Genomic DNA, 11,874 nt, shown 5'->3' on the forward strand with positions numbered 1-11,874 from the left:
CGGCGTCGGCGAAGGTCATCTGCTTCATCGGAAAACTCAGCGGGTGGAATCCGGGTATTTTGCCAAAATCAGGAAGTCTTTTTCAGAGTTTCCCTAAACGCGCCATGATCAGATCAGGATTGCCACCCGGATCGACCACAATCGCCTTCTTAGTCAGCGGGTCGCCGATGATCGTGCAGTTGCACTGCAAAGGCCCGACGGGGAAGGTTTCGCGGATTAGCGCAAGTTGTGTGGCTGAACTCATGGTTACTCCTCAACGCGGTAGTCGCTGGGCAGTTTACCTGTCCATTTTTTGAACGCACGGCGAAAATTCGACGGGTCGCTGAAGCCCAGCAGGTAGGCGATTTCGTAGAGCGGCAGGTGGGTGGTGGTGAGGTATTGCAGGGCCAGGCTTTTGCGCACTTCATCGAGCACTTGCTGGTAGCTGGTGCCCATGTTGGAGAGGTGCCGGCGCAGGCTGCGGCCGCTGGTGTGCAGGGCTTCAGCGGCGCTGGCCAGGTCGGGGAAATCGCCGGGGCGCGCTAGTAGCAGGCGGCGCACGCGGGTCAGCAGGCCGTCTTGCACATCCAGGCTGGCCAGCAGCGCTTCACATTGCTGTTCGCACATTTGCACCGTGGCCGGATTGGCCAAGGCCATGGGCCGCTCCAGGTAACTAATCGGCATGCTGATGCGGTGATAGGGTTGCTCGAAGGCCACAGGCACGCCGAACAAACGCTCATAGCGCTCGGCATAGTGCGGCGCAGCATGAGAAAAGCCCACTTCAAGCGCTTGCAAGCGCTCGCCCACCAGAAAGCGGGCGATGGTGTAAAAGCTGGTGAGCAAGCCTTCGGCAGCAAAGCGGCTGAGCGGGCCCAGCGGCATAGTCTCGCTGGCGCGCAGTTCAATGCGCTCGCCCTGCTCGACCAATTCCAGCTCGAAGGTTAACCCCAGCACGCGGTAGTACTTGAGGGCGAATTGGATGGCCTTGCCCAGGTTGGCACTGGACAGCACCGCATAACCCAAAATGCCGTGGGTTGAGACATTCAGCCGTTGCCCCAGCAGCAGGCCCAAAGCGGGCTCGTCACACAGGCGCAGGGCGCTGCTGGTGAGTTGGGTGAAATCGATAAACGACAAGCGCCCTTGCGGGTTACCGAGCACTTCGGGTCGCACCCGCGCCTCGGCAAACAGTTGCGCGCGCGGTAAGCCGAGCGCTTCGACAAGATCGAGCAAAGCGGCGGCATAGGCCACCGGCACCAACTCGGCAGAGAAATTTAGTGATGGCTTCATAGCATTCTTATTATCTGGCCGGATATGACCACTGCCCGCGACGATACCCCTGTTGGGCAAAACGCGACAAGGCCTGACAGGTACGAAAGTACCAACCTGCAACCCAATCGGGTGCATATATGTGCACTCATACTCGGCACTTGTCACAGTGATCACCACAGCCGAAGGTTGGGCGTGCGAGGACGGGCGACAACCGCGCCCGACGACTGGTACAGACGTACCGCAATGGCCATAAATGACTGCAATTTTGGCTGTTGTGAACCTTTGCCGGTAGGCGCAGCGCCTCCATAGTGAGGCACGCTTCAGTCACAGACTCAGGGAGTCATCATGGCCAGCACCACCCCGGAAGGTTTGCAGATTCGCCCTCGGCATATGGATTTTGATTTCCCTAATCCGCTGCCACGCCATTGGCACAGCGGCGATGCGTTCAAAACCCATTTGTTTGATGCCATGTCGGTGTTGTTTCCCGATGGCGAACGCTTCTTTATCGACTCGGTGCGCCACTTCCGCGATCAGATCGAAGACCCGGTGCTGAAGGAGCAGATTCGCGGTTTTATCGGCCAGGAAGGCCATCACAGCCGCGAACACCTGGAATACAGCCAGCGCTTGAAAGACTTGGGCTACGACATCACCCGTATCGAAAAACGCGCGCAGGCACGCATTCGTTACACGCAGAAAAAGTTCTCACCGCAGCGACAACTGGCTGCTACGGCGGCGCTGGAACACATCACCGCGATCATGGCCGACGGTCTGTTGAGAGATCCGCAACAGTTGGCCGGTGCCCACCCGACGATGCAACGCCTGTGGCGCTGGCATGCGCTGGAAGAAACTGAGCATAAGGCCGTGGCGTTTGATGTGTACAACCAGGTGTGCGGCAGCCGCAAACTGCTGCGCCGGGCGATGGTGATGGGCACCTTCTTTTTTATGCTCGACACCACACGCGGCCTGGCCCACATGCTGCAGCGCGACGGCCTGTTGTGGAACTGGCGCGTATGGCGCGACGGCATTCAGTGGATGTGGGGCAAGGAAGGTGTATTCCGCCCGCTGATTAGCAGCTACCGGGATTTCTTCAAAGCCGACTTCCATCCCTGGCAGCACAACAATCTTGACCTGCTCTATCAAACCCGCCCTGAGTTTGATGCCCCGGTGCAGAGCCAGGCGGCTTAACACGGCTGATCAGCGCAACGAAAAAGGGAGCCAGCAGGCTCCCTTTTTTATGCCCATCCTGTGGCCCGGATGTCATCCGGGGCATTGCGCCGCTCCAGTAGACCGTCCCGGATTTCATCCGGGCTACGTAGCGGTGCAGTCACTCTCGTGGCAGACGCTTTAGCGGCGACATTCGGCTGTTGAAAGCGGCGCGGCTAAAGCCCCTCCCACAAGCACATCGGCTGTGCCGCCATTCTGTGGGAGGCGCTTTAGCGGCGACGTTAGGCCTGGAGAAAACGCAGGGTATCAGCAGCGCTTTGCTGGGGGATTTCTTCCATGGGGATGTGGCCGACGCCGGGGTAGGTTTTCACCTGAATGCTGGGTAAATCGCGCTGCCACAGCGGCACATGCTTGGGGGAAATCCAGCGGTCGCGTTCGCCCCAGAGCAACAAGGTCGGCGCTTGAATCTGCGCCACGCGCTCGCCGATCGTATGCAGCTCAGTGCGGTTGACGTTGAGCAACACGCGGAAGATATCCATCATCGCGCGGCGGTTGCCGGGGCGACGGCTGAGGTCGTTGTAACGATCCACCACACCCGCTTTGATCCGCGCAGGCTCGCCGTACACTTCTTTGATGCCTTGGGCGATCAGCGCGCGCGGCATCCACACCGGCATGGCGACGGTGGCGCCAGGCAAAGCGGCGGCGGCAATCATCCACGGCACGCGTTGCATGTGATAACCGGCGGGGTCGATCAGCACCAGTTTGTGCACGCGCTGCGGCTGCACCAGCGCGAAATTCCAGGCGATGTAACCACCCAGCGAGTTGCCCACAAGCGAGGCTTTAGTAACGCCTAGGTAGTCGAGCAGCAGGCCGAAGACCTTGATCATGCGCTCGGCGGAATAGACGCCATCGCGCGCCGGCCCGGTGAGGCCAAAGCCCGGCACGTCGAAGCGAATAACCCGGTAATCCGCCGCAAAAGCGGGCACCCAGTCATCCCAGGTGTGCAGTGAAGCCACCACGCCGTGGATCAGCACGAGTACGGGCTTGTCGCGGCTGCCTTCGTCACGGTAATGCACATTGAAGCCATCAAGCTCGATATAGCGCGAACCGTTGGCCGCATTGCCGTAACGTGCCTTGAGCTGCTCAAGTGGCAAGGCACCGAAGCCCAAACGGGCAAAGCCGGCCGACAGCGGCGGCATCAGCGGAAGACTGGAAGCAGACATGCAGGCACCTCTTGATTGTTGTTATGAGCGTGTATCAAACCACGCTCACCGCTGGCTGACGCCTAACCTAGGTTGAGCGCGGCAAGGGGCACAGCGAGGCGATCAACAAATCACTAAGAATGCGTTTGGCTTGCTCGATTTCATCGCGGCGGGCGGCGCGACCGAGCAACTCGAGTGACGCTGCTTCCATGGCCCAGATGAGTGCGCGATAGGTCAACGGCTCGGCAGCCGGGGTGTCGCCATGCAGACGCTCAGCAAGCAGGCGCGCCATTTCGCTGTGCGCCCGCTGCCGGTGAGCCGCCAGCGGTGAATCGCCGCGCAGGGCTTCTTCCTGCATCAAGCGGATGATCGGGCCAACGGCTAAGTGATAGTCGAAGTAGCGCCCGACCATGGCCTGCAACCAGGCTTGCGGGCTACCGGCGATGCTCTGCATTTCACGAAAGCGCGTCAGCAGCAAGGCCACGGCCGTTTGGTAGATGCCTTCGAGCACCTGCATCTTGTTTTCGAAGTATTTGTAGAAGGTGCGCCGCGAGACATTCGCCGCCAACAGCAAGTCATTGACCGTGGTCTCGGCCACGCCTTTGCGGGCAAAGACGGCAATCGCCGCCAGCTGGATATTGGTCCGTTGCAGGTGACCAATCAGCGGCCCTTCACCGTCCTGCTCTTGCTGCTGAGCCACGGCACCGTAGCCGCCGAGGTCTTCAAACACCGCACGAACGGCTCCCAACTCTGCTAACGCCTGCTGCATCTGTGCATGTCCCAACCAAGGCGCGGGTGACGCGCGGCGCGTAGCTGAGTACGCTGGCGGTATTGGCAATACGCGACAGCGTCAAAGCCCCCGACCACGCTCTGTCCGCAGGATTATTCTTGTGCCGCACACGCTAACACCCCGCTACATCCTTGCGCTGGCCATCCTTTTGCTGGTTTTGTTCAGCCCCGTCCAAGCGGCGCAGTTGTTCTACCTCGGGCAAAAAATCCCCGACATTCACAAGCCGTGGAACAGCACCGATTACCAGCAGTTACTGGAGGCGTTGAGCAAGGTCGACAGCACCCAGCTCAATGCCCTGCCCCGGCGCAGCGGCGAATTCACCGGGCCGATCTATGAGCGCATGGTCAGCGAGGAAAACTTCCGCCCGCAGCTCAATATTTATTCGCCATTGGAGCTACGGCAGAACGAAGCCCGCGAGGTTTTATTCCGCCTGAAAGAGCTGATGCGCCTGTACTTTGATTTTCGCGCGGTGCAACAGCCCTATGCCGCGGAGGCATTGGGGCTGATGAGTTACTCGATGCGCCAGCAGGCCGTGTTGTTCACCCTGACCACGGAGTTTTGGATGACACTCTCCGCTGCTGAGCAAAGCAACCCGGTGCGCCTGCAAGGCCTGCATGAAACCAAGGCCGCCGCTGCGATGCTGACGTCCAGCGCACTCGACTACCTTGGGCTGACCAAACAATTTGGTCGCGACGAATTGCTGCTTTACAGCGCCGAGCTGAGTAAACAGTTGCCCGAACTTTTTGTGCATTTGAGTGGCGATGTGCGCGCGCTGCTGCTCGCGCGCATCAGCCAGTTGGCTGAGCAGCATCCCAACAGTGATGTGCAAATCACCATGACCGAGTTGCTGCCGGTGCTGACCAGTATTGAAGAGGATATACAAGGCAAACTGGCCGCTACGGCGGCGCAACCACGCAAGGCGGCCACACCCAGCCTGGACTTGAGCGTGCCGCAGGAGTCAGCGCAGCAGCCCTAAGCCCTTGGCCCGCGCCACTGCTTGAGTGCGGCGCTCCACGCCCAGTTTGCTATTGATGTGGCGGGCGTGGGTCTTCACCGTGTGCAGGGAGATAAACAGGCTGTCGCTGATTTCCTGATTGGAACACCCCTGAGCAATCAGCTGTAACACCGCCAACTCACGCGCACTCAGGGCATCAACCACGCTGGCGTAGTCGTCCTGCACCAGCAGCGGCTCAACCTGCGGCAACAGTTGCTGCAAGGCCTCGATCAGTGGGCTCGACTCCTGCAGCAGCAATTGCTGGCGCAGCCACTCAGGTTGTTTGACCAGTAACCCCTGAAACGGCAACAACCCGCCACCGGCAGCCGTTTGCAAGGCGCTGCACATTTGTTGCTGAGCTTCACGCTCACGCCCAGCGTCGCGCAAGAGTTCGGTTAACTGCACTTGGGCAATAGCGCCCAACAACTGGCCACCGGCGTTTTGTGCCAGTTGGCTCAGCCCGCGCAGGCGGCGCTCGGCCAGTTCATCCTCACCACGCATGCGTTCAAGGGTGGCCAGGTGCAATTGAATATGCAGCGGTAGCTGCGGATGAAATTCCGGCGCGGCCGCTGCCTGTTCGCCGCCATAGGCTTGCAACAAGCGATCAAGCCAGACACCGGCCAATTCCGTCTGGCCCTGACGCAGCCACAACTCGCACTTGATCAGGGTGATCATTGCCAGGTAGTAAATGGGCGGAATGTCCCAAATGTGCATCAAGCGCTCAGCCTCAGCCAAATAGGCAAAAGCTTCGGACAAGTTACCGGCACGTCCCTCAAGGTGGGCCAGCACACAGTAACCAATCAGCACGCTGATATCACGGCAGGCGCGCGCTTCATTAATACCGGCGTGCAGGCGCTGCCGGGCTTGCTCCGGCTGCAAACGCAAACTCAACAGATACCCTTCATACAATGTCAGGCGACCGCGCGCGGCGTAATGACGCTGTGAAGAGAGGCCCACCAGCCGTTGCTGACCTTGGCGCACCTCATCCAGCGCGCGCATCACCTCACCGCGCGCCTGCAAAACCCGCGCACGGTCGTAGTGGGCTAAAGCTTCAAACAGCGGGTTACCCACGCGCTGGGCCAACTCTAGGGCTTCGCGATTCAAACCACGCGCACGCCACAAATCACCATAAGCGATGGCCAGGTTGGCAAGGCTGGACAGGCACATCAAGCGCTGGCCGTAGCGGTCGAGCGGCAAACAACTGAGCGCCTCCGTGCAATACGCCTGAGCGTTGACGCTGTCGCCACGACCACGGGCAATCACCCCACTCAATGCCAGCCATTGCGCGAGCAAACCTTCCTGCTCGCTGCGGCTGCTGGCCGGTAGAAACCGTTGCAACTGCGCCAGCAACTCTTCGGCGGCATCCAACTGGCAAGCCAAAGCCAAGGCCCAACCGTAGAGCAGGATCAGCCGTGGCGTGCTGGTGAGCAGGCTGTCGGGCAAGTCCATTTTCCAGCGCAGCAGAGTCGCCACATTTTGCTCGGCCAGCAATTGCTCTTCCGAGAGGTTCTGCACCAAGTTGGCGGCCACATCCGGCTGACCGGCGCGCAAGGCTTGCTCAATCGCCTCGTCCAGCATCCCGGCGCTGCTAAACCAGCGGCACGCACGCAAATGCAGCCCAGTGCTTGGCTGCGGGCGACTGCGCAATAAATCCGAAAACAGGTGGTGATAACGAAACCACTTACCTTGCTCGTCCAGCGGCACAAGAAAGACCTGATGGGCCTGCAAGTGACGCAGAATGGCCGCGCTGTCATGGCCGTCGCGCAGGGCATCGCACAACTCGGCGCAGAAGCGATCCTGGCTGGCGGTTTCATAGAGAAATGCCTGAACGTCGGCGGGCTGGCGCTCGATAACCTCTTCAAGCAAATAGTCGTGGATCAGGCCATTGGCCCCCTGAGCAATGCTGCTTAAGGCACTGGCATCTTGCGCCTCGCGCGCGGCCAGCGACCACAAGCGTAAACCGGCCACCCAGCCTTCACTGCGCAGCAGCAACACAGATTGCTCATCGGCTGACAACTCGGCCCCTTGCAGGTTAAGCAGCGCCGCGCTTTCCGCATCGGTCAGGCGCAAATCATGCTCATGCAACTCGAGCAGTTGACGCGACAAACGCAAACGCGCCAAGTGCCAATCCGGGCGCTGGCGACTGGTCACCAGCATCAGCAGTCCGGGCGGCAAATGGTTAAGGAGAAATTGTAAACAGCGGTCGAGCACCGCTCCTTGCGCCAAGTGGTAATCATCTATCACCAGCAGTAACGGCTGGCGCGGATCCAGGCGCGTGGCCAGTTCATCTAGCAACGTGTCGAGCCACTCTTCGAAAGCAAACGGCTGATGGCGCTGGCGTAAGCGCAGTAACCCGAGGGCGTCTTGCCCAACGCCAGGGTAGAACTGCTGCAGCCCGGCAAGCAAACGTTCAAGAAACCGCCCAGGATCGCTGTCGCGAGCACTCAGGCCAAGCCACAAGCTCTGCCAGTGGGCCGGGAGATGCTCGCAAAACTCGATGGCCAGCGAGCTTTTACCGAAGCCCGCCGGTGCACTGACCAGCAGCAGACGCCCGGTCAAGCCCTCCAGCAGGCGCTCACACAAGCGCGGGCGCGGAATGTAACTGGCGGGCAGCGGCGGCCTGAAAAAGTGCCCGCCTAGCGCGTTGGCCGCCGAATCTAAAACAGGTATTGGAGACAAATCAGTCATTAGCCCGTTTCATGTAGTTACCCGTCATTGGCACTACCTACTTGCGCAGCCTAGCGCCTTAAGCCTGGCTTTTGAAGCCCTGAGATCGCTTGGCAAATAACCCGCAGTAATTGCGTGACGCTTTTTTCAACAAAACACAGCCATAAAAAAACCGGCCTTTACAGGCCGGTTCTTTATGCAACATCAAGCAGGTTTAGCGAACGCCCGCCTGGCGCAGGGCCGCTGGGGTGTAATCACTTTCCTTAGCAGGGTAGTCGAACTCGTAAGCACTTTTCTCTTCGTTCTTCATACCCAGAGCCAAGTAACGACCGGACAGCAGGTCATACAAAGTCTCTACGCTGTACCACGGTACTTGCTTGTCGTAGTAGTACTGAGCATGAGCCTCAGCTACACGCCACAGGGTACCGCGACCGTCGTAATGGTCGATTTGGGCTGCTTGCCAAGTGTCTTCGTCAAGGAAGAAGTCACGCTTGGCATAGATGTGACGCTCGCCAGCTTTCAGGGTTGCAGTTACGTGCCATACACGATGCAGCTCGTAACGGGTCAGGTCCTGGTTGATGTGGCCAGCTTTGATGATCTCGTCATACTTCAGCTTCGGCGAGTCCAAACGGTAGCTGTTGTAAGGAATGTAGATTTCCTTCTTACCGTTGAGTTTCCACTCATAACGGTCTGGAGCACCGTTGAACATGTCGAAGTTGTCTGAAGTACGCAGACCATCAGCTGCAGTACCTGGGCCGTCATACGACACCTGCGGAGCACGGCGCACACGACGCTGACCGGCGTTGTACAGCCACGCCAGACGTGGCTCTTTTACCTGGTTCAGGGTTTCGTGCACCAGCAGGACGTTACCGGCCAGACGCGACGGAGCAGTTACACGCTGCTTGAAGTAGAACAGCACGTTGCTTGGCTTGCTGGCATCAGCATCTTTCAGCGCACCACGGAAGGTGAACTCATCCTGGAAGTAAACCAGGCTGTAAGAACCATTGGCCTGCGGAGTTGCCTGGGTAACCAGACGCTTCACGCTGCCACCGCGATAACGGGTGATGTGGTTCCAGATCGCTTCCAGACCGTCCTTCGGAATCGGGAAGGGGTTAGCCTGCTCGAAGTTCTCCAGACCGTTACCGCCCTCGACCATCTTGGTGTTCAGCGCATTACGCTTGGAAGCTTCCAAAATGAAATCCGGCATGGAGGCCGAACGGTGTGTGGTGAACACCGGCATTTTGTAAGTTTCTGGGTAACGCTTGAACATCGCCAACTGACCTGGGGTCAGCTTGTCTTTGTACTGCTCTGCGTTCTGCGCGGTGATAACGAACAGCGGCTGCTCGCTTGGGAATGGATCGGCCAGGAAGCCAGCCGCGTCTACAGCACCGGCATTTTTAGGCAGACCACCGGTCCAGGCCGGGATCGAACCATCGGCGTTACCCGCCATCTCAGCACCCACTGGCGTCAGGGTAGTACCGAGCTTGGCCGCTTCATCCGGCGATACGGCTGCCATCACACTACTGGCCAGCAGCGAGAGGGCCAGCGCACCGGTTTGCAGCAGACTTTTTGTTGTTTTCATAGTCATAGTCGTCCTCAAAATCTCGTCCGCTTACTTAGAAGTTCACGCCAAAGCTGAGCGCAACGAAGTCACGGTCAGTGGAAGTGTTGTATTTACCGTCAAAAAAGTCGGTGTAAGACAGGCTGGCGGTGTAGGTGTTTTGGTAGTCCGCATCCAGACCCAGGCTCACAGCCTTAGCACCCTCAGTGAACAAGCCGTTCGGGCCATAACCGTCAACGTCATGCGACCAGGCAACACTTGGGCGCAGGTTTACGCCGGCGAATACGTCCGGGTAGTCCCAGATAGCACGAGCACGGTAGCCCCAAGAGGTGGAGGTCACGAAACCATCATCTTCGCAATAGCGGCTTACGTTCTTACCAGAGTTACCGTTAAGGATCTGGGAGCAGGTTTCCCTAAAGACAGGGCCGCTAGGACCAACAGCTACTACCGTAGGCGGCAGTGGGCCTGGACCAAATACAGGATCACGGCCATAACGAACTTCATCAGTACTTTCCAATCCACCTACATGAACCACACCAACTTCACCGACCAGTGTGAGGCGGTGTGCGCCCATGACCTGGTCAAAGAAGTGGGTGAATGTAGTCTGGAATTGGGTGATCTCTTTACGGTTATAACCATGCAGATCATTACCAGCTGTACCATTTAGAAGGGATGCATTAGCAAAAGCCCCGCCCAACAACTTCACACCACCATAAAGAACATCAGTCGAGTTGATTTGGACCGGCGCATTTGGACGGTAGCTCAAATCACCCGCCCAAGAAGTACCAGTAGGGAGAGTGGTTGAGAAGCTCAGGCCGTACAGTCGGATATCTTCAGGATATTCCATAAAGTATTCGGAATTGCCTGCAACATACAGCGGACTAGTAGCAGCAGCAGCAGCAGCACGGGCAGCAGCAGCAGCAGCAGCATTACCTGGATTGGCAGCTGCAAAGGCAGCAGCAGCACGGGCACCAGCACTTGCAGTAGCGGCTGCACTGTAAACGTTTTGACCTGCGGCAGTTGCACTAAAAAATGGAGCGCGACTGTGGTAGTTCATGAAATAGGCACCAAACTCGGTGTCTAGCGGCTCAAACATGTAACGGAAGGCTAACCCCCACTGACCACCGTCACGAGCATCACGGTCTGCGCCACGAGGAACAATTACCCCCTCGCTCGTCCCAGAAATGGCGTTAACACCAAAAGGAGCTAAAGGCCCAGCACCCGTAATGAGCCCATTAACGCCAGCTATTTGAGCCGGCGTAGCACTAAGTACGTTCAGATTGTTCGCACAACCATCCGCTACGATATCGGCCTGCGAAAAGAAGGTGCCGCAGTTATCGACAACTGTCTGTTCCCAATCAAGCTGATAAAAAGCTTCAGCAGAGAGATTCTCAGTCAGGCTCTGCGCCACATAGAACATGTTGACTGGGATCAAGCCCTCTTTGATCTCAGCACCGGGACGACGGAATGCAGACACATCGACCGGGTTAATTTCGTTGATGCTGTTACGAATAAAGGTGCTTTCACCCCAGCTAACAACTTGCTTGCCTAAGCGGACAGAGCCAGGCTGCTCGCCAATGGCATAATTGTGATAAACAAACGCATCGAGAAGTTGAGCACCTGAAGATTGCGCGCCTTCTTTACGGTTGCTATCACTTACGTCTTTAAACTCGCGACCTTCGTCTTTAAGTTCAAAGTCATACCAGTACTTACCACGAAGGAAGACGCCGGTATCCCCATATTTCAATTCAAGGTCATGAATACCTTTGAATATTTTCGAGAACGTCTCACCCTTTTCGAAATTCAGGCGACCGTCATCAGAAGTTTGCGACAGGCCATCACCACCGTTGTTCTTACCATACAGGTCTTTATCAGCACCCTTCACTGACCAGCTTGAGCCAACGGACATCGAAGAATCGAACTGACCTTCGATCTCACCGATATTAAAAGTAACGCCGAATGCAGGTGCGGCGAGGGTGGATGCGAGGCTGACGGCCAGTGGCAGTTTTGCCAGGCGCCAGATTTGTTTAGTTTTTGTCATCGACGCTACTCCATGTGTTTTTTGTTATGGATGGTGCGGACTATAGCCAGCGGGTACTGCTGCATGATCCCTCTAAAGTGTGATTTGCAGCCCTCAGGCACTCTGGCTCGCAGGTTTCGGCGTGTTTGTCGCTCCCGACCGAACCAAGAATGGGTTGTTAAGAGCAATTAGCAAGCCAAACGCTTGTTTGACTGAGCAGTCACTTAA

At 57.7% G+C, this 11,874-nt stretch carries 8 protein-coding genes and 1 pseudogene; 2 read left to right on the forward strand and 7 right to left on the reverse strand.

The window, feature by feature from the left end; genetic code table 11:
- Window positions 1-85: 85 nt before the first annotated feature.
- Window positions 86-244: pseudogene (locus tag AUK77_RS03660) on the reverse strand (MBL fold metallo-hydrolase); the annotation flags it as partial.
- A gap of 2 nt (window positions 245-246) precedes the next feature.
- Window positions 247-1,266: an AraC family transcriptional regulator gene (locus AUK77_RS03665; protein ID WP_296126248.1), complete on the reverse strand. Its 1,020-nt coding sequence runs from the start codon at window positions 1,264-1,266 to the stop codon at window positions 247-249.
- A 327-nt stretch (window positions 1,267-1,593) separates the two neighbouring features.
- On the opposite strand from AUK77_RS03665, the gene AUK77_RS03670 reads away from it, so the two are divergent.
- Window positions 1,594-2,433 (forward strand): metal-dependent hydrolase, encoded by an 840-nt coding sequence (locus AUK77_RS03670; protein ID WP_296126250.1) that lies wholly within the window; start codon window positions 1,594-1,596, stop codon window positions 2,431-2,433.
- Between the two features lie 260 nt (window positions 2,434-2,693).
- Here AUK77_RS03670 and AUK77_RS03675 read toward each other — a convergent pair whose 3' ends face one another.
- Window positions 2,694-3,635 carry an alpha/beta hydrolase gene (locus AUK77_RS03675; RefSeq protein ID WP_296126253.1) on the reverse strand — a complete coding sequence of 314 codons (942 nt, stop codon included), beginning with the start codon at window positions 3,633-3,635 and terminating at the stop codon, window positions 2,694-2,696.
- 67 nt (window positions 3,636-3,702) lie between these two features.
- The gene (locus AUK77_RS03680) at window positions 3,703-4,383 is read right to left on the reverse strand and encodes a TetR/AcrR family transcriptional regulator (protein WP_296126254.1); all 681 of its coding nucleotides are present in this window, start codon (window positions 4,381-4,383) and stop codon (window positions 3,703-3,705) included.
- A 121-nt stretch (window positions 4,384-4,504) separates the two neighbouring features.
- Between AUK77_RS03680 and AUK77_RS03685 the strand changes: the two genes are divergently transcribed.
- Window positions 4,505-5,380 carry a hypothetical protein gene (locus AUK77_RS03685; protein ID WP_296126255.1) on the forward strand — a complete coding sequence of 292 codons (876 nt, stop codon included), beginning with the start codon at window positions 4,505-4,507 and terminating at the stop codon, window positions 5,378-5,380.
- Here the strand turns inward: AUK77_RS03685 and AUK77_RS03690 are convergent.
- The 3 genes from AUK77_RS03690 to AUK77_RS03700 all read right to left on the reverse strand — a co-directional run bounded on the left by AUK77_RS03690 (window position 5,363) and on the right by AUK77_RS03700 (window position 11,667).
- Window positions 5,363-8,086: a LuxR C-terminal-related transcriptional regulator gene (locus AUK77_RS03690; protein ID WP_296126258.1), complete on the reverse strand. Its 2,724-nt coding sequence runs from the start codon at window positions 8,084-8,086 to the stop codon at window positions 5,363-5,365. The two genes, AUK77_RS03685 and AUK77_RS03690, sit on opposite strands and share 18 nt — an antisense overlap.
- 193 nt (window positions 8,087-8,279) lie before the next feature.
- Window positions 8,280-9,647, reverse strand: coding sequence for a DUF1329 domain-containing protein (locus tag AUK77_RS03695; protein WP_296126259.1), 1,368 nt, complete (start codon window positions 9,645-9,647; stop codon window positions 8,280-8,282).
- Between the two features lie 34 nt (window positions 9,648-9,681).
- On the reverse strand, window positions 9,682-11,667 hold the full coding sequence (locus tag AUK77_RS03700; RefSeq protein WP_296126262.1) for a DUF1302 domain-containing protein: 1,986 nt from the start codon (window positions 11,665-11,667) through the stop codon (window positions 9,682-9,684).
- Window positions 11,668-11,874: the final 207 nt, after the last annotated feature.

Source organism: Pseudomonas sp. Ga0074129 (assembly GCA_001465025.1).
Lineage (GTDB): Bacteria > Pseudomonadota > Gammaproteobacteria > Pseudomonadales > Pseudomonadaceae > Aquipseudomonas.